Source organism: Dyella sp. SG609, from assembly GCF_012275375.1.
GTDB lineage: Bacteria > Pseudomonadota > Gammaproteobacteria > Xanthomonadales > Rhodanobacteraceae > Dyella_D > Dyella_D marensis.
Genome location: NZ_JAAZQJ010000018.1, coordinates 1 through 17246 on the forward strand (window position 1 = coordinate 1; position 17246 = coordinate 17246).

17 protein-coding genes are annotated in these 17246 nt (G+C 65.5%); 11 read left to right on the plus strand and 6 right to left on the minus strand.

The window, feature by feature from the left end; translation table 11 throughout:
* Positions 1–298: 298 nt before the first annotated feature.
* Together FHW85_RS21415 and FHW85_RS21420 are read right to left on the minus strand one after the other, a co-directional pair.
* On the minus strand, positions 299–499 hold the full coding sequence (locus FHW85_RS21415; protein ID WP_168649590.1) for a hypothetical protein: 201 nt from the start codon (positions 497–499) through the stop codon (positions 299–301).
* Between the two features lie 507 nt (positions 500–1006).
* Positions 1007–1312, minus strand: coding sequence for a hypothetical protein (locus FHW85_RS21420; protein WP_168649591.1), 306 nt, complete (start codon positions 1310–1312; stop codon positions 1007–1009).
* Positions 1313–2072: 760 nt separating this feature from the next.
* On the opposite strand from FHW85_RS21420, the gene FHW85_RS21425 reads away from it, so the two are divergent.
* The 7 genes from FHW85_RS21425 (at position 2073) to FHW85_RS21455 (ending at position 9141) form a co-directional block, all read left to right on the plus strand.
* Positions 2073–2366, plus strand: a complete 294-nt coding sequence (locus FHW85_RS21425) for a hypothetical protein (protein ID WP_167257715.1) — start codon at positions 2073–2075, stop codon at positions 2364–2366.
* Between the two features lie 18 nt (positions 2367–2384).
* Positions 2385–3314 (plus strand): DUF692 family multinuclear iron-containing protein, encoded by a 930-nt coding sequence (locus FHW85_RS21430; protein WP_168649592.1) that lies wholly within the window; start codon positions 2385–2387, stop codon positions 3312–3314.
* Entirely contained in the window at positions 3275–3895 is a 621-nt protein-coding gene (locus tag FHW85_RS21435) for a hypothetical protein (RefSeq protein WP_168649593.1), read from the plus strand. Before FHW85_RS21430 ends, FHW85_RS21435 begins: the two co-directional genes overlap by 40 nt.
* Positions 3896–3939: 44 nt before the next feature.
* A complete protein-coding gene (locus FHW85_RS21440) occupies positions 3940–4698 on the plus strand; it encodes an AraC family transcriptional regulator (RefSeq protein ID WP_168649594.1) in 759 nt (252 codons plus the stop codon).
* An 84-nt stretch (positions 4699–4782) separates the two neighbouring features.
* Positions 4783–6246 (plus strand): S41 family peptidase, encoded by a 1464-nt coding sequence (locus FHW85_RS21445; RefSeq protein ID WP_168649595.1) that lies wholly within the window; start codon positions 4783–4785, stop codon positions 6244–6246.
* Positions 6247–6285: 39 nt separating this feature from the next.
* Positions 6286–8010 (plus strand): hypothetical protein, encoded by a 1725-nt coding sequence (locus FHW85_RS21450; protein ID WP_168649596.1) that lies wholly within the window; start codon positions 6286–6288, stop codon positions 8008–8010.
* A 456-nt stretch (positions 8011–8466) separates the two neighbouring features.
* The gene (locus FHW85_RS21455) at positions 8467–9141 is read left to right on the plus strand and encodes a hypothetical protein (RefSeq protein WP_167257721.1); all 675 of its coding nucleotides are present in this window, start codon (positions 8467–8469) and stop codon (positions 9139–9141) included.
* Between the two features lie 10 nt (positions 9142–9151).
* Here the strand turns inward: FHW85_RS21455 and FHW85_RS21460 are convergent, their stop codons facing one another.
* The 4 genes from FHW85_RS21460 to FHW85_RS21475 form a co-directional block, all read right to left on the minus strand.
* Positions 9152–11002, minus strand: a complete 1851-nt coding sequence (locus FHW85_RS21460) for a M48 family metallopeptidase (protein ID WP_168649597.1) — start codon at positions 11000–11002, stop codon at positions 9152–9154.
* Between the two features lie 17 nt (positions 11003–11019).
* Positions 11020–13062 carry a DUF4034 domain-containing protein gene (locus tag FHW85_RS21465; RefSeq protein WP_167257723.1) on the minus strand — a complete coding sequence of 681 codons (2043 nt, stop codon included), beginning with the start codon at positions 13060–13062 and terminating at the stop codon, positions 11020–11022.
* Between the two features lie 159 nt (positions 13063–13221).
* Positions 13222–13551, minus strand: a complete 330-nt coding sequence (locus tag FHW85_RS21470) for a hypothetical protein (protein ID WP_168649598.1) — start codon at positions 13549–13551, stop codon at positions 13222–13224.
* 12 nt (positions 13552–13563) lie between these two features.
* Positions 13564–14349 carry an SDR family oxidoreductase gene (locus tag FHW85_RS21475; protein WP_167257725.1) on the minus strand — a complete coding sequence of 262 codons (786 nt, stop codon included), beginning with the start codon at positions 14347–14349 and terminating at the stop codon, positions 13564–13566.
* A 308-nt stretch (positions 14350–14657) separates the two neighbouring features.
* On the opposite strand from FHW85_RS21475, the gene FHW85_RS21480 reads away from it, so the two are divergent.
* From FHW85_RS21480 to FHW85_RS21495, 4 genes are read left to right on the plus strand one after another with little or no spacing between them, the layout of a single operon-like run.
* Positions 14658–14987, plus strand: a complete 330-nt coding sequence (locus FHW85_RS21480) for a hypothetical protein (RefSeq protein ID WP_167257726.1) — start codon at positions 14658–14660, stop codon at positions 14985–14987.
* A 3-nt stretch (positions 14988–14990) separates the two neighbouring features.
* A complete protein-coding gene (locus FHW85_RS21485; RefSeq protein ID WP_167257727.1) occupies positions 14991–15356 on the plus strand; it encodes a GntR family transcriptional regulator in 366 nt (121 codons plus the stop codon).
* Positions 15353–16210 carry an ABC transporter ATP-binding protein gene (locus tag FHW85_RS21490; RefSeq protein WP_167257728.1) on the plus strand — a complete coding sequence of 286 codons (858 nt, stop codon included), beginning with the start codon at positions 15353–15355 and terminating at the stop codon, positions 16208–16210. Before FHW85_RS21485 ends, FHW85_RS21490 begins: the two co-directional genes overlap by 4 nt.
* Entirely contained in the window at positions 16207–17178 is a 972-nt protein-coding gene (locus FHW85_RS21495) for a hypothetical protein (RefSeq protein ID WP_167257729.1), read from the plus strand. The genes FHW85_RS21490 and FHW85_RS21495 overlap by 4 nt, the downstream gene beginning before the upstream one ends.
* The last annotated feature ends 68 nt before the right edge of the window (positions 17179–17246 follow it).

Below are 17246 nucleotides of genomic sequence, written 5' to 3' on the forward strand. Positions count from 1 at the left end.
CCATGGACATCTGGGAGGCCTTGCGCCAATGATGTTCGAGGCGGCTAACTCAAAATCCAGTAGCTAACCGTCTACGAAAGCGGGGGCGTACCAGGCAGTGAACTTATCCCAATCGATGAACATCACCCCTACTCCAACGAAAAATATCAAGCCGCTATGGCACACCCAAATGAAATACGCATTGAAAGAATGAAGTAATTCAGTACAAAAGACGTTACGACTAGACGGGTGATTGCGATCGAAGAGATCGAAAAGAAAACCAGATCTAATAAGCGGCACCCAAATTGGTGCCGTGTAGTCAGACCTTGCGCCAATGATCGGGATTGTGCTTATCGGACAGATGGCGTACCCGTGCGACGTGCAAGGCATCGCTCGGATGCGTTCGCTGCGCCCAAGCAATGGCATCTGCCTGAGTGGCTGCCGTGTGCAACGGAGTATTCAAATGGGCTGGTTCGACCGTGAAGCGCCCATCATGCTCATTGATGAAAAGACTGCTCATATGGTTTTACCTCATCCATGCAAAGGCCCATTGGGCCGGAAAACCTGAACAATGGAATTAACTAAAGAGCTCAATTCGGAATCATCCGAATCAAAGCTTGGGCTGAGCTTTAATAGCGACTGCAGCCAACCGTCCTGATGTCTCCATCAAGGTGTCGGCACAAGCGAGTTGATTTCCCCTTTCCACGCTCCAGCCCCATGTTGCGTGTTTCAGCCCTACCTGGCCGTGTCCCTTAGATCACCGCACCCGAAGCTCATCTGAGACCTGCGTCACATAGTCAACCATTGATGAGCGTGAAGGAATTGTGATTTCTCTTCCGGCCGAGCCTGGAACGCAAAAGGCCTGTTTACAGGCAACAGCTTATGGCTCTGATATCCCGCCTTGCCTTGCCAACACCAAGAAAGCCCGGCAGATGCGATCGCCGGACTTCCTTGACTGCGCTCTGTTCGTTATCGCGACTCTGCCTGCCACCATGCGGGGCGCAACTCAGGACAAGTCACTACCTCGCTACGACTCGACCACCACGCTCTCCGTATCCCCTCGCACCTGCTCCCACTGCATCCTCAAATGCCCCTGCGCCGCACAACTCGTCCCCATCTCGATAAACGCGGCAATGCCCGCCAGCATGATCGGCAAGTGACGCCCCTTCATACCCCCACGCTCATCCACCAACTCAGCCACCAAATGAATCGCACTATGCGCGTACTGCAACCACTCGGTCGCATCGTTCAACAACGCGTCCGGCCCCGCGTCAGGGTCGGAGTAATAGTTGGCATGACGGCTCACCCACGCTTCGCCAAAAACATCATTCATAAGCAACTCCTTGCTACACACCGCATCCCCGCCCTTTAAAACGGCACGCCGCCAACCAGCACAGCGTGCCGCCGACCTTACGGACTCGAGGATTTACCGACAGCCCAATATCTGGACCGCCGGGCGGCTTGATTGAGGAAGTGATTTGCGGCTTCAGCAGCTTTCGCCGTTGCGCAGGGCAACGCGCCGGGTTACACGGCTAGGACTTATTACCTGCGAAAACTCTTAGACCGCGGCTCTTCAACCCTGTCCGCGATGTCGCCGGACAGCCCGAATGTTCGGTGGGTATGCCGCTCGGGGGATCGGCGAGCGCGCGAGTGACGTATGATCTGGCACAGCCATGATCAACTCCTTAGACAGTTGGTGATGGTCAGCGGGTCGTAGGAGCGCCAACTCCTGCGGCCCGCGCTTTCACGACATCGCTGCCATGGCTGCCCGCGACGCGCTTCTGAAATCACTCCGCGGGCAACGCCATCGACACTATCAAATCGATTTTTAGTTGTCTGTAGGCGCAAGCCTGTATTGCGTATCCAATAAATACGATAAGGATCAATCTGTCAGATTGCTCCGTCTCACTGATCGCTTCGCATGCATCAAACCGGCCACGCACGGCCTCTCCGCGATCAGCAAAAACCAGCAGCGCATGTCAGCGATCCCCTACGTCGCACGCACGACCCTTGCATAACACCACTGACGGATGCCGCCCCGCATCCGCCAGGCGCACAGTAGCCGCCGCTCCGCCCTCGCGGAGCCACTACCGATGAATCTGGAGAACGTCATGTCCAACAAACGCGCTGCCGAGTTCCGGCTCGAACACACCAATGGCCAGCAGGTGCTCAAGCTGTACCTGCCGAAGGGCGCCTCGTTTGCCGAAGCGTCCAAGTACGAAAAGCTGCGCCAGGAAATCATCCGCGGCCTGACCGGGTGCCCGGCCTGCACCTCGGGTGTGCCGTTCCACATCTCGGACGACCCGGTGATCCTGGTCGCGTCCGAAGCCGCTCACGTCGTCGAACGCGCCAACGCGCAGATCGGCGCGCGGACCGCAGCTGCCTGATCTGTCGGTTACCGCCACATGTTCAAGCGTCACTCGATCGGCGTCGGGGTGTTGTTCAACCCGTCTCTCGCGCATTTCGTCGAGCACTGCTCCGACGCCGTCGATTTCTATTCGGTCATTCCCGAGCGCTTCTGGAACGACCACGGCCGCGGCGCCAGCCAGCGCTTCGTGCCGCTGCCCAACGAGATCGATCTGCTCGATCGCATCGCGGCGAAAAAAACCGTGGTGGCGCACGGCGTCGGGCTGTCCATCGCCAGCGCGTCGTTGTTCGATCTGGACTACGTCCACCAGCTCAAGGACTGGCAAGCGCGCTACGGTTTCGCCTGGATCAGCGAGCATCTCGCCGCTGTGCGCATCGCGCAGGCGGCGGGCAGCGATCACCATGCGGGTCTCGCCCTGCCCTTGCCGTGGGACGAGGAATTGCTCGACCTGCTCTGCACGCGCATCCAGCAGGCGCAGGATGTGCTTGGACAGCCCATGCTGTTCGAGAACGGCGTGGAATACACGCCCGTGCCGTTTTCGGAAATGAGCGAGCCGGCCTTCCTCAATGCACTGGTCGCGCGCACCGGCTGCGGCGTGCTGCTGGACCTGCACAATCTGCATGTGAACGCGAAGAACCTGGGCCGCTCGCCCGTCGACTTTATCGACGCGCTGAATCTGGACGCGGTGCAGGAGATCCATATCGCCGGCGGCTCGACCATGCACGGCATCTACCTGGACTCGCACTCGGGGCCATGCCCGCCGGAAGTATTCGAGCTGCTGGCCCTGGTGGCGCCGCGTTGCCCCCGTCTGCGCGGCGTGACGTTCGAATTCCTCGAATCGTATTTCCCCCTGATGGGCGACCACGGCGTACTCGCGCAGATCGCGCTTGCGCGCCAGGCGCTGCACCCCTCCGCGAGCAACCTGCCATGTCCCTTGCCGAGTTCCAGCGCGCGCTTGGCGATCTGATCGCCTCGCCGCTGCACAGCGCCGAGGTCGCCGCACAACCGCAGCGGGCGTTGCACGACTATGCCTTGACGCAGCGCGAACGGCGGCGCCTGTGGGTAATGGCCCGCAACTCCGGCATGCGCATGAACTGCACGCTCTATCGCATCAATCGCATCATCCCCATCCATTCCGTCTTGCCGCGCACCTGCCGCCGCTTGGGCGAGATTCTTGGCGGCGTGCTCGACGCCTATTTCGCCGACGAGCCGGAAAGCACCCTGCAATACCTGCTCGAAGCCCATCGCTTCGCGCACTGGCTGCTCGCCCATCCGCCAGCGATTCATTGGCCGGTGGATGCCTTGCGCGACCTGCTCACCTTCGAACTGGCCTGCCATCACGTGATGAGCGCGCCGCGCCAGCCGCCCGAACAGAGCGAGGACGATCCGCGCCTGTGCCTGGTCACGCTCCACCACGACATCGGCAGCCTGCTCGGCGACCAGGCATCCGCACCCACGCCGCTGCCCGATCCCGTGACGCTGCTGCTGGATGCGCGCGGGGATACGCTCAGCGTGATGCCGGTGGATGCAGCGCTCGCGTCTCAGTAGGATCGCCATGGGCGAGCCCAAACCGGCTTGCAGCGAGACAAGCCATGCACCCTTCTGCCGCCACGGCCCACGCCAGAATCTCGCGCTACAGCTCCACCCCGATGGCTGTCCATAGCCACGCCACACCCAGCCTCACGCTGGTGTTGAACGGCCGCTACGAGGAAACCATCCGCGGCCGCTCCGCCTGGCACGGCGCAGGAGCGCTGCTGTTCTATCCGCCGGGCGAACCGCATGCGCAGCTGTTCGCTCCGGGCGGCGCGGTGAAGCTCAGCCTTGCGCCCGCGGCAGCCATGCTGGAATACCTGACGGAGCGCCTGCCGCTGGCCGAAGCGCCCGTCGCCACCGCGCCGGAACTGGTACGCCTGGGCCAGCGCATGGCACAGGAGCTTCGCCTCGCCGACGCGCATTCGCCAGCCGCACTGGAAGGCCTCTCCTGGGAACTCGTCGCCCTGTTCGGCCGCCACGCCGGGCACCGCAGCACGCAGGACACCGCCAGCGTCACCAGGGCGCGCGAATGCATCGCCGCCCATCTGGATCAGCCGCTGTCCATCGCGCGCCTGGCTGCGCTCTGCGGCATCCACCCCGCACGCCTGGCCCGCGCCTTTCGCCGCGAGCTAGGCCTGGGGCCGGGCGAGTACCAGCGCAAGCTGCGGCTGGAGCAGGCGCTGCGCCTGGTCAGCGAGACGGAGGCGCCGCTCGGCGAGGTGGCGCTGGCCTGCGGCTTCTGCGACCAGTCGCATCTGTCCCGGGCGTTCAAGGCGGCCTATGGCTGCGCGCCGACCGCGTTGCGGCGCTGTTCGTAGCATCCCAATCGTCACGGCGATCCAAGACGGCGGCGGCGCCCGCGGCCTAAGCTCCGCGGCGGAACCGGATGCAGGATGGCAACGATGATCCCCTTACTGAGCGCAGCCTTGACGGCCACCGCCCTGGCGAGCGCGCCCGCGCCTTACGACGCCCACGCGTGGCGCGCGGACTTCGCGCAGCTGAAGACGGCGCTGCAGGCGCGCTACGTCAACCTGGCCTGGATGGGATCGTACGAGAGCGGCATCGACGTACCCGCCCTCACTCACCGCGCCGAACTCGCCCTCGACGCCGCCCATAGCGACGCCGAGGCGCGCGATGTCTTGCGCACCTTCGTCGCGGGCTTCCACGACGGCCATCTCTCCGAGCTGGCCACCCAGCTGGCGGCGCAAGGCGATGCGCCGGAACCTGAGAAAGCGACGCTGGATCCCGCCGATCCGGCCTCCGGCTGCGCGGCCATGGGCTACGCCTCGACCGCCAGCGTCGCCTTCAGCCAGCCATTCGAAAGCCTGCCCGGTGTGCATCTGCTGGGCGATGGGCAGAGCAGCGTGTTGCGCATCGGCATGGCCGACGTCGACGGCCGGCGCATCGGCCTGGTGCGCCTGCAGGTGTTCCGAGCGCGCGGCTTCCCGCAGGCCTGTCTGCGCGCATGGGCGCAGGCGCGCCAGGCGGCGACGCCGATCACCCGCGCCGCCATCGGCGAAGCGGCGCGCTACCTATGGCTGAAGGAACTGGCCGAGCAACTGAAAGCGCTGCGCAGCGCGGGCGCGCAAGCGGTGATCGTCGACGTCGGCAACAACGGCGGCGGCGACGACAGCGGCGACTGGATTCCGCGGCTGTTCGGCACGCGGCCGGTCGCTTCGTCGCGCCTGCTGGTGGTGGATGCGCCCGAGGGCATGGCTTATCTCGACGAAGAGATCGACGGACTGACCGAGGCGCTGGCAGCCAAGCCCGGCGGCAAGGCCAAGGCGGATCTGGAAAAAGCGCTGGCCGCGTTCAAGGCGCGCAAGGCCAGCCTCGGCGCGGCGCCGTGCGATCTCTCCTGGGTGTGGCAGGAGCGCCGTGCATGGCGCGACGTCGCCTGCCGCCGCGTCATCGACGCGGGTTATGCCGACGGCCCGCTGCCCGGCCTTCCCGCGCATGCCTATGGCGACGAGACCACCGAGCAGGCCTTGGCGTGGTCGACCATCGTGCAGGACCTCTATGGCGCGTGGCCCGGCCCCGCTTATGTGCTCACCGACGGCAAGACCTTTTCCTCGGCCGAAATGTTCGCGGCCACGATGAAGGACAACGGCGCGGCGAAAACCATCGGCGTGCGTACCGGCGGCGATGGCTGCGGTTTTATGGGCGACGTTCCGCCCTTGGTGCTTGCGCATTCGCGCCTGCGCTTCCGCGTGCCGAACTGCATGCGATTGCGCGCGGATGGCACGGACGAAGTTGCGGGCATCGCACCGGATCTGCCCATCGCCCCCACCGAAGGCGAAAGCGACCGCGCCCGTGCGGCGCGCCTGCTGCGGACGGTGGCGGCGGAACTGGAGCCGGGCCACTAGCAGGCTGTAGCCTTCGGTTTTCCCCAAGGCAGTACCGGCATGCGCTCCGTTCAAAACGTCCCGTTGTTTTACCCCGTGGTTTTCCTGGGCCTGGCGGCGTCTTCGATCGCCAGCTCGTTCGCCGCAACGCCTGCCGAGAAGCCGGCCGCGTCGCTCGACCTCACGCTGTCCACCACGCAGGCCAGCGGCGGCAGCGCCGACGGGATCGCCGTCAGCTATGCCTACACGCCGGCAACGCCGGCCGCCGCGCCGGTGACGCTGCAACTGGACACGCTGGAACCCGGGCTAGAACGCAGCACGGACCAGGTCGCGGACCTTGTCCTTAGCGACGATCGCGGCGCGCTCCCCATCGGCCCCGCGCTTGTGCGCAAGGACGGGCCGCGGAGCCTCCAGACCTGGACGACGACGCGCGCCGCGACGGGCGTGGTGCACGTGTCCTACCGCATGCACGTCGCCCCCAGCCGGCCGAAGAAGCGCGGCCCGCAGGTCGATCTGCAGGCGGCGGGCGGCGGCATTTCCGGCGGCTACGTCGGCGTGCTGGCCTTGCCCGATATCGGCGAGGCCAGTTTCAAGACCCGGGTGCACTGGAAGCTCGCGCCGGGCGCCATGGGCGTGAGCTCGTACGGCGAAGGCGATTACGCGGGCAGCTTCACCGCCGACAAGCTACTGGGCACGCTGTTCCTGGCGGGGCCGGTCAAGACCTTCCGGCCGCGGGGCCAGGCCAAGGATGCGGGGCTGGAAATCTACGGCCTGGGCGTGACGCAGGAGCAGGTGCAGGCGGCGGGCGGTTGGGCTGCCAAGGCTTACGCCGCGGAACTCAAGGGGTTCAAGCTCGAAGGCAACCGCGCGTATCGCTACATGATCCGTTCCTTCGACGGCGTGGCGAACCCCAGCGGCCGCGCCGCCGAGCATTCCTTCATGCTCTACGTGCCGCCGGGCCAGAGCCCCGACACCACGGAGCTGCACTACACGGTGGCGCACGAAATGGTGCACAGCCTCGCGCGCAATCTGGCGAAAGAAGACATCGAAGGCGACTGGTACACCGAAGGCCTGGCCAATTACATCGCGCTGACCGTGCCCGATGCGGCGGGACTGTACACGCCGGCCGAATATCTTGAGCTGGTCAGCGGCCAGAGCGCCGGCTATTACACCAACGCGAAACGCTCGCTGCCCAATAGCGCGCTTCCCGCCGTCGTGTGGTCGGGCCGCAACGCGTGGATGCTTCCGTACAACCGCGGCACCCTGTATCTGGCCGACCTGGATGCCAAGCTCAAGGCGCACGGTGCCGGCATCAGCGTGCTCGATCTGGCCAACGAGATGAGTGCGCGGATGAATGCCGGCGCGCCGGAAGACCACAGCACCTGGCTGGCGGTGCTTTCCAAGCGGGTTGGCTCCTGGGCGGTGCAGGACTGGAACGACATGATGGACGGCAAGCTTATCGTGCCGGCGGCTGGCGCTTTCGGGCCGTGCATGCATGCTACGAAGGAAGACGTGCGTATTTTCGATCTCGGCTTTGCGTCGCCGGTGCGGCTGACGGCGGGGGCGAGTATCGGTGGGTTGGTCAAAGGATCGCCGGCGGAACGTGCGGGGCTGCGCGATGGCGACGTGCTGGAGGCCAGCGTCGACATCAATCCCATGGCGGAAAGCCTCGATAAACCTGTGGTGCTGAAGGTCACTCGTGGGGGTAAGGCGGAGACGATCAGCTTTGATCCGCGCGGTGGTTCGCAGCCGGGGGTGAGGTGGAGTTCGTCGTGTGTGCGGTGAGGGCTTGGGATTTGCGGTGTTGAGCGGGTGCTTGGTGCGCTCGAAGAAGACGCGCCGGTGATGTGAATAGCGGCATCCCATGCTCGTCATTCCGGCGTAGGCCGGAATCCAGTAACGATAACGTTCGATTGTCGCGAGGACATTCAAAAGCGACATCTTGGAGCGACACGCTCCACACAGCGCCCCGCTACTGGATTCCGGCCTGCGCCGGAATGACGGTGTCGTGGCGCTCATGCATCACTGACGCATTCAGCCGCTTCAATCGCCGAAAGCCACAAGCGCCAAGCCTTCGCCAAGGTAACGGGATCGCAACATCAAGTTCCGGCGAGTATCGCATCATGGCAGCACGCCCCTTCGCCACTGCCCCAATCGCCGTGACGCTAAGATGCTGACTGCATAGCCAGGCCGTCCCGACTGCGCCCATCGCCCATCACTCTCCGAAGGACCGGACCGATCATGACCGCACTCTCAGCGATCCTTTATTTCCTCACCCAGCATCCGTTCCTGGCCTGGCCCGTGCTCATATTCATCGGCGTGGTGCTGTCCCGGTGGCTGGCCAAGCGGACGGGCAAGGATCGCTGGTATGGGCTGATCCTGGCGTTCTTCATCTATGGCGTGATGAATCTCTTTGTCGCGCATATCTTCAATGCGCTGTTCCTGCAGGCGTTCGGCGTCGAAGGAACGGCGATCATCACCCATGCCGAGGAAACCAACTCCACCCTCAACGACCAGAACATCTGGGAGTTCGACGGCGTGCTGAAAACGGCGGACGGCCAGGACGTGGTGGTGAAGTTCGACACCATGTCCGCCAGCATCTATCCCATTACCAACGCCATCATGATCCCGCCGCAGGGCGAGATGTTCGTGGTGAGGTATATCCCGGGGTTTCCGCGCAACTTTGTCGTCATGCGCGAGCAGTCGAGCTATGGAAAAAGATATCAGCTCGCCGAAGATCGCGGGCCCGTCGAAAAGGCCGCCGCGCAATTTGCCGTGAGCCCTGGGAACAAGGCGTTTATCGCCGAATATCGCAGCGCCCTGGCCGCCTTCATCGACAAGCATCGCCACGACGCGGACCCTGGCCTGATCATGGAATATCAGGCGAGGCTCGATGCACTGCCGCACGCGGATTAGCAGCGGTCTCTCAGGTCGATGCCGCCACCAGGGCGATCCGGCTGGCCGGGTTGCAATAATCGCCCGGCGCATCGCGGGGGCCGAGCATTCTGACTTCCAGCGGCAGATGCAGCCGCGGCACCAGCTTCAGCAGCAATCGTTCGCAGGCGGAGCGCTGCCTGTCCTTTTCGCCGGTGAGCGCACCCACGGCGCGCAGCAGCGGCGCATCGAAAGCCTGCACGAACAATATCCACGGGGTTTGCTCGTCGTTGTCCGCCGACGCCTGGCGGCATAGCCACAGCGCGCGGGCATGGACGAACACCGGCGCCAGCTGCCGGCACAGCAGGCCGATTTCGGCGGCATCCAGGCCGTGCGGCTGCGGGGCGTCCGATGGGCCGACATCCGCGTCCTGCCATAAGGCGTCGGCCGCGATGCGTTCCTGTTCCGCACGAGCATGGTCGCCGGCACGCAGATGGAGCTCGGAAAGCCGGCGATGCACCTGATGACGCGAACGCCACGGACCCTCGGCTATCGACGTCCATAGCGCGATCGCCCCAACAAGATCGCCCCGCTCCGCCAGCCGATCGCCCTGCATCGCCAGCAGGCGCGGATGCTCGGGATCGATCTCCCATCCGCGGCGCAGGAAATCGTCCTGGAGGGATGGGTCTTCCTCGAACTCGCGGGCGAGCGAGGCCAGGCGGCACCAGTCGGAGGCGTCAAACACTTGGCTTTGCTCGCGCTGAAGCAGATCGCGATAGAACGCGGCCTTTTCGAGATGGCGCGCCGTCGCCGCCGTCCAATCGGACTGCGCGTTCGGTTGCCAACGGTGATCCAGCCACTCGGCTATCCCGGCCGCCGCATCGCCAAGCCATGCTTCCGCAGCCGAGCGGTCCGGATGGCGCCAAGGCAATGCCGGCAAGTCGCGCAAGGGATCCACACCCGTGGCGGCAACGCGTTCGGCAAACGCCGGATGCGTATCGTCCGGCGACGTCTTGTGGCAGAGCAGTTCGTGCACCCATACCATCGCTTCGGCGCTATCGCGCGGCCGGGCATCTGCATCACCCGACAGAAGGCGTTCGAACGGCCGCACCGCCTCGATATCGTCTTGCCCGGCCCGACCGAAGAGCTCCGGCCAGAACCTGCCGTCCAAGGCCTGCTCGCGCAACGCCAAGGCGACCTCGGCTTCGCACGCCGTACGCGAACCACAGACCGCCACCGCAAGCGCATCCGCCACCTGTTCGCAGCGCCGCGAAAACGCCAGCGTCTCGCGCAGCATCCGCGGCACATACCACGCCAGGAACAGCCGCAGCGGCGCGGTCACCAGCCGGTGATTGCGCTCATGCAGGCTTTCCAGCGCCTGCCAGCGCAACCGCGCCCGATACACCCAGCGCGCCAGCCGCCCATGGCTGCGCGAGATATGCGCGTACTCATGGACCAGGACCGCCGCGCACTGCGCGGGCGACAACAGCGCCAGCAAAGGCAGACCGACGATCAGCACATGCCTGGAGCGGCCGGTCTGGTAGATCGCGGCATTCAAGCGCCCGTCGATATAGACCTCGTCGAACGCCGGCGCATCGCACGCAGCCTGCAGCCGTTTCAGCTCGGCGAATAACGCTGGCGCTTCGCCTTCGGAAAGCAGAACACCCTGTGCGGCCGGCGCCGGCAAGGCAACCGCGCAAGCCCGCAACACCGCCACGCCATAAACCACCCACGACAGCACCGGCAGCGCGAGCAGCAGCAACATCAGCGGCGAATGGACGACATGCGCCAGCCACCACGGCGAAAGCACCAGCGCGCCGCCCGCCGCGAACAGCAGCAGGTCGCCCAGCAGCAGCCAGCTGCACGCCCGCCATCGCCCGTCGCGCCGCGGTATCCGATCCATGGTCCGCTCCTTGAGGCTTAGCGCGGCGGCAAGTGCTCGGCCGAGGGCTTGGCGCCGAAGAACGCACGCAGCGCCCTGCCCGCCATCTGCCAGCCGCTGTCGCCGTAGACCTGCGATTCCAGCCATTCGAGGCTGGAGTGCTCCGGATGCAGTTCCTTGAAACGGTCGAACCATTGCATGGCGATGTATTCGCTGCGGGGCACGCCGTCGCCGTACTTATAGGCCAGCACGATCTCGCCGTAGGCCTCGCCGGCAATAAGGTCGTCGTAGTCCTCGTCCGCGATGACCGCTTTCATATCGGCCACGGCCTGCTGTTTTTCCTGCTCCGTGCCGAAGCGCCGCAGCAGGCTGGTGCGGCGGATCAAGGCCATGGCCAGGCCCTGCTCCAGCGCCTGCTGATAAAGCCCGCGCACCCGCTCGAAATTCGCGCGCTGGCTCAGGTCCATGCCGTCCATTTTCTCGAGCCGATAGGCCTGGTTGTACAGCGCGGTGGAAATGCCTTCTTCCGCCGCGCGCTCCAGCCAATGCAGCGACTGGGCCTCGTCGACATGATGCGGCTCGGTATCCGGCAGCCAGCCGCGGCGTACGTCGTACATGAAGGCGCTGGCCTCGTACACGCGGCGCTCCGCCAGCTCGCTGGCGAGATAGACCGATGCCTCGTGGCGGTCGCCGTCCCACAGCATGCGGCAGACGGCCAGCGGGGTGAAGGAACTGGGCTGCTGGATCGGCGCGAGTGCGGCCGTGCGTTCGATCAGCGAGGCCGCCAGCGCATGATCCGGCGCGATATCCCACAGGCCGAAACGATAGGCGACGGCAGCAATCGACAGCATGGTCGGCTCGTCGAACCAGCGCACGGCGCGTTCCAGCACCTGCTTGAATGCGCCATCCTGGTCGGCGAAGCCGAACATCAGCATCAGGCGCGCGTAATCGCGGAAGGTTCCTTCCGCATCCGTATACACATAAGGAGCGTGGCAATACCGCAGGGAGGCGACATGCCGCTGCAGCGCCTTCTCGCGGTCGCCCAGCGAATAGGTGGTGAAGTTGGCGAGGCTGCCCATCGCGATAAAGCGCACGTAATCCGGCATCTGGCCGGCCAGCCAGCGCTCCATCGCCTTTTCGTGAGCGGCGATGGCCCGGGTGTTGCCCTGCTCGGGAAATTCGCTCAGCGCGTCGTTGACGCCCGGCCACCGCACCACGCTGAGCTGCGCCTCCGTCAAGGACGCACACAGCGGCCCCTTGGCGAATTTCTCCACTTCGCCGGGCTCGCCGCCCCAGCGCGGGGTGAGGTAATTGGCGTAGCTGGCCAGCAAGCCGGGCCATGCGGGCTTGACCTGCGCGGCAAAACGAAGCCAGTAATCCGCGGGCCGTGCCGCTTCGCCCGCAACGCGGGCCGGCAAGCCGGCGGGCAAGCTCGCGGGGAAATGCTCCGGCGGCACGATGGCGTAGTGCTTGAGCAAGGCCAGCGCGGCGTCGTAGAGCTGCGGGCCTATGTCCTCGCGGCTGGGCGGCGCTTCCGGTGTTTCGCCGCGGAACAGCGCATCCACGAATGCCGGTTCGTCGAAGTGCCGCGACATTTCCATCAGGTCTTTAGCGGCAATAGCCGGCCGTGCGGAAAGCGCGATGGCTTCGAGCAGATATTCGGCGGCACGCGCACAGGCCATGGCCGCGGCGAGCCACTGCGCCTGGCTGACCTGGGACGCCCACGCGGCGGTGCGAATATCCCCGGCGCGGCCGTAGTAATAACGGCCCAGCACCAGCCGTGCGTGATACGACTTGGGAAACGCGGCATTCCATGCCTGCAGGCATTCGACGCGCACGTCCGCGGGCACGGTGGCGAAATCGAACAGGGCCGGTGCGCGCACCAGATATTCGTACGCCACCGCGGCTTCGTCGGGCGCCTGCCACCATTCGTGTTCCAGCGCGCCGAGTATCTCCTCGACTTCTTCGAAGCGCCGTTCGAGCATGGCCAGGCGCAGTGCGTGCTGTTGGCGAAGCAGATTCCATTCGGGGCCGTCGAGGGAAAGCGGCGAGGTCGGCAGACGCGGTGCGGCAGGGCTCATGGCATATCCAGTTGATGGAGGGCGATCGGATCCGTGATCGAATCGAGCCGGGCCATGATACGGGGATCGCAAGAAGATTCGAGGCTTTTCAGCCACGCCGCTTCACCGCTCTGCGGAAAGCCTGCGAAACGCTGACCGTCCCGATGCCGGCGCAGCCGGCTACTGCCCCGCTGGCGTAACGAAGGACAGCAGGCCAAGCCCGATGCATAGCAGGCTGAGCAACTTCGCCGCGAACGACATGCGCACGCCGCTGCGCAAGCGGTCCCGGTAGATCTCCGGCAAGGTCTTGGTCAACGCACCCTGCCCCCGGTTCAACATCCGCGCACCGAGGGCGCCGATCAGGCAGGCCAGCGTCAACAGATTCCTGTGCCAGGACGGCGTGCCCCATTCGGCCGTCAGCAGGCATGCGGCAATGCCCAGCATCGCCAATGAAAATACCCATCGGCTGCGCGTGTCGGTCAGCCCAAGCCATTGAGCGATGCTTTCCATGATGCGCCAGCCTCAGATCGCGCCGGTCTTGCCGCCATCCATCGGGATGACCGCGCCGGTGACGTAGCTGGCCAGCGGCGATGCGAGGAACAACGCCACGTTCGCGATCTCCTCCGGCTCGGCGATGCGGCCCAGCGGAATCTCCTCCACCTGTGCGGCGAGCAGTTCGTCCTTCGACTTGCCGGTCGCGCGCGACGACGCTTCCAAGCCTTCCTGCACGCGTCCCGTGCGCGTCATGCCGGGGTTGATCACATTCACCCGCACGCCCTTGCCCGCATACGCCGTCGCATACCCCACCGAGGCCAGCATCAAGGCCGCATTCGCCGCGCCGCCGCCGATATGCACGGGATTGGCCTGCCGCCCGCCCTGCCCGACCACGTTCACGATCGCCCCGCGCCCGCGCGCCGCCATCCGGCGGATCACCGGATCGATAGCATGCATATAGGTGAAGTATTTCGCCTGCATCGAGGCATGCAGGGCCTGGGCGTCCAGCTCCGCGGGCGGCGTGCGCCTGGCGGCGCCGGCGCAGTTGACCAGGACGTCGATCGGGCCGTGGTCGTCCTCGATGCGCTCCATCACCACCTGGGCGGCCACGCTGTCGGCGAGGTCGGCCGGTTCCACGTGCAGCGCCAGGCCCTGTTCCTGCAGCTGCCGGCGCGCGGCCTGCAGATGCTCCACCGAGCGCGAAATGCCCACCACCGTGGCCCCTTCGCGCAGAAAGGCGGCGGCACAGGCCAGCCCGATGCCCTTGCTTGCGCCCGTAATGACGACGACGCGCCCGGTAAGGCCCAGATCCATGCGCAAACTCCTGTGCTGGTGTCCGCTCATTGAAGCAGATGGCGCCGCCTGCGCCTTGTGACGGGCCTGATGTCTGTCATGTGCGATGGCTGATGGCCGCCGCTGCCGCCGGCTAAACCCCGGCGAGACCATAGGCATCGAAGGCAGGACCGCCCGCGGCGCGCACTCCGCGGCGGTCCAGCCAGCCCGGCCCGCCTTATAGGCCATCAGTCATGTTGCGATTTCAGCGATCGCCTATTGACGGGTTCAAATGTGGTGTTATAGTTCACTACAACACCGGTCCACGAGGTCACTAAAGGAGACCTGCCATGAAAGCGCCGAACCTGCTCGCCCTGACCGCCGCCGTCCTGCTGACCACCGCCGGCCTGGCCGCCGTGAACAACAACGTCAAGGTCCTGCCCGTCACCGAAATCAACGGGGTCAAGGTCATCAACCTGGCTCCGGTCGAAGTCCGCCCCACCGCCGAAGACATGCGCGCCGCCGCCCTGCTGGCCGACGCCGGCCTGGCCACCGCGACGGCCACCGTGGCGCCGGTCGCGGCCCATGCCGCCGAAAGCGGCGTCGCCCTGCTCGGGGCCCAGCTGGCCATGCCCTACTATTCGTTTGGCACCACGTTCGGCCGCATCACGAAGGATTAATCCATGACCATCACCTGGAACGACAGCGTCCCGATCTACCGCCAGCTGCGCGAACGCGTCGTGGCGATGATCCTGGACGGCGCCTTGAACGAGGGCGACCCGCTGCCGTCAGTGCGCCAGGTGGCCGCGGATTTTCAGATCAATCCGCTTACGGTCTCCAAGGCGTACCAGGAACTGGTCGACGATCAACTAGTGGAAAAAAGGAGGGGACTGGGAATGTTCGTGATCGATGGAGCCCGCGAGGCACTGCTTAAGTCCGAGCGCGAGCGGTTCCTGCGCGAAGAATGGCCCGCGCTGTTCGAACGCCTGCAGCGGCTGGGGCTGGATCTCAAGACCCTGATGACCGCGGCGGAGGCCAAGCAGTCATGAACGCCATCGTCTCCGCCAGCGGACTGCGCAAGCGCTACAAGAACACCACCGCCCTGGACGGCGTGGACTTCCGCATCGAGTCCGGCCGCATCGTCGGCCTGATCGGCCCCAACGGCGCCGGCAAGACCACCGCGCTGAAGGCCATCCTCGGGCTGACCGATTTCGAAGGGAAGCTGGACGTGCTCGGCTTCGACCCGCGCACCCAGCGCGACCGCCTGATGGAACAGGTGTGCTTCATCGCCGACGTGGCGGTGCTGCCGCGCTGGATCCGGGTGAGCGAGGCGGTGGATTTCGTCGCCAACGTGCACCCGCGCTTCGACCGCGCCAAGTGCGAAGCCTTCCTGGCGCGCACCAAGCTCACCCCGAATCAGCGCGTCAAGCAGATGTCCAAGGGCATGATCGTGCAGTTGCACCTGGCCCTGGTGATGGCGATCGACGCCCGCCTGCTGGTGCTGGACGAACCCACCCTGGGCCTGGACATCCTCTACCGCAAGCAGTTCTACCAGAGCCTGCTGGAGGATTACTTCGACGAGAACAAGACGATCATCGTCACCACCCACCAGGTGGAAGAGATCGAGCACATCCTCACCGACCTGATGTTCATCCGCGACGGCAAGATCGTGCTCGATGCCGACATGGATTCGGTCGGCGAGCGCTTCGCCGAAGTGATGGTCGGCGCGGACAAAGCCGACGCCGCCCGCCGCATGAAGCCGCTGGACGAGCGCCAGGTGTTCGGCAAGAGCATCTTCCTGTTCGACGGCGCGGACCGCGCCACGCTGGAAGCCATGGGCGAGGTACGCCGCCCGTCGGTCAGCGACCTGTTCGTCGCCACGATGAAAGGGACCTACGCATGAAAACCTTCTACTGGCAGGTGAAGCGCGAATTCTGGGAGAACCGCGGCGGCTTCCTGTGGGCCCCGATCGTGACGGGCGTGGTCTTCCTGGTGCTCAACGTGATGGCCATCGTCGCCGCCGAGGTGATGAGCGCCCGCCACGGCATCCAGATCGGCGGCAACAACTTCCGCGAGCTGATCGAGAAGGCCAGCGACGGCGACCTGGCCCAGGTGGGCGCGGCGCTGGACATGACCATGCTGTCCTCGATGGGGCTGATCACCATCGTGCTGGGCTTCGTGGTGTTCTTCTACTGCCTGGGTTCGCTGTACGACGACCGCCGCGACCGCAGCGTGCTGTTCTGGAAGTCGCTGCCGCTGTCCAACACCGGCACCGTGCTGTCGAAAGTGGCCAGCGCCGTGGTGCTCGCACCGGCCATCGCAGTCGTGGTCGGCATCGCGGTCGGGCTGTTGCAGCTGGTGATCTTCTCGCTGGTGCTGTCCTTCCACGGCATCAACATGTGGGAGCTGCTGACCCTGGCCCACCCGCTGCGCGCCGTCGCCTCGCTGCTCAGCTCCATCCCGGTGTATGCCCTGTGGGCGGCTCCCGCGGTGGGCTGGCTGATGCTCTGCTCGGCCTGGGCACGCAGCAAGCCCTTCCTGTGGGCGGTGGCCGCGCCGGTGGTGGCCGGCCTGATGGTGACCTGGTTCGGCATCATGGGCGTGTTCAACGAGACGGCCGTGTGGTTCTGGTCCAACATCGTGGCCCGCTCGCTGCTCAGCGTGTTCCCGGGTTCCCACTTCGCCCTGGATCGGCACTCCTTCCGCAGCATGTCCGGGGACCTGGGCGACGCCCACAACCCGCTGGCCCTGCTGTCGCCGGCGCAGACCTACGCCGTGCTGGGCTCGCCCAACCTGTGGATCGGTGTCGCGGCTGCGGTCGCCATGATCGCCGCGGCCATCTGGTTCCGCCGGGTCCGCGACGACAGCTGACCCAAGCTCCGCGGCGGCGGCGCCCAAGCCGCCGCCGCTCTCTTCCGCGCCATTCCATCCAGCTTCGA

Bases quoted from the DNA above. Each gene is read 5' to 3' on its own strand.
- FHW85_RS21495 (WP_167257729.1), top strand. From the start codon at position 16,207: ATGAAAACCTTCTACTGGCAGGTGAAGCGCGAATTCTGGGAGAACCGC.
- FHW85_RS21465 (WP_167257723.1), bottom strand. From the start codon at position 13,062: ATGAGCCCTGCCGCACCGCGTCTGCCGACCTCGCCGCTTTCCCTCGAC.
- FHW85_RS21480 (WP_167257726.1), top strand. From the start codon at position 14,658: ATGAAAGCGCCGAACCTGCTCGCCCTGACCGCCGCCGTCCTGCTGACC.
- FHW85_RS21440 (WP_168649594.1), top strand. From the start codon at position 3,940: ATGCACCCTTCTGCCGCCACGGCCCACGCCAGAATCTCGCGCTACAGC.
- FHW85_RS21490 (WP_167257728.1), top strand. From the start codon at position 15,353: ATGAACGCCATCGTCTCCGCCAGCGGACTGCGCAAGCGCTACAAGAAC.
- FHW85_RS21435 (WP_168649593.1), top strand. From the start codon at position 3,275: ATGTCCCTTGCCGAGTTCCAGCGCGCGCTTGGCGATCTGATCGCCTCG.
- FHW85_RS21415 (WP_168649590.1), bottom strand. From the start codon at position 499: ATGAGCAGTCTTTTCATCAATGAGCATGATGGGCGCTTCACGGTCGAA.
- FHW85_RS21425 (WP_167257715.1), top strand. From the start codon at position 2,073: ATGAATCTGGAGAACGTCATGTCCAACAAACGCGCTGCCGAGTTCCGG.
- FHW85_RS21430 (WP_168649592.1), top strand. From the start codon at position 2,385: ATGTTCAAGCGTCACTCGATCGGCGTCGGGGTGTTGTTCAACCCGTCT.
- FHW85_RS21455 (WP_167257721.1), top strand. From the start codon at position 8,467: ATGACCGCACTCTCAGCGATCCTTTATTTCCTCACCCAGCATCCGTTC.
- FHW85_RS21420 (WP_168649591.1), bottom strand. From the start codon at position 1,312: ATGAATGATGTTTTTGGCGAAGCGTGGGTGAGCCGTCATGCCAACTAT.
- FHW85_RS21445 (WP_168649595.1), top strand. From the start codon at position 4,783: ATGATCCCCTTACTGAGCGCAGCCTTGACGGCCACCGCCCTGGCGAGC.
- FHW85_RS21450 (WP_168649596.1), top strand. From the start codon at position 6,286: ATGCGCTCCGTTCAAAACGTCCCGTTGTTTTACCCCGTGGTTTTCCTG.
- FHW85_RS21485 (WP_167257727.1), top strand. From the start codon at position 14,991: ATGACCATCACCTGGAACGACAGCGTCCCGATCTACCGCCAGCTGCGC.
- FHW85_RS21475 (WP_167257725.1), bottom strand. From the start codon at position 14,349: ATGGATCTGGGCCTTACCGGGCGCGTCGTCGTCATTACGGGCGCAAGC.
- FHW85_RS21460 (WP_168649597.1), bottom strand. From the start codon at position 11,002: ATGGATCGGATACCGCGGCGCGACGGGCGATGGCGGGCGTGCAGCTGG.
- FHW85_RS21470 (WP_168649598.1), bottom strand. From the start codon at position 13,551: ATGGAAAGCATCGCTCAATGGCTTGGGCTGACCGACACGCGCAGCCGA.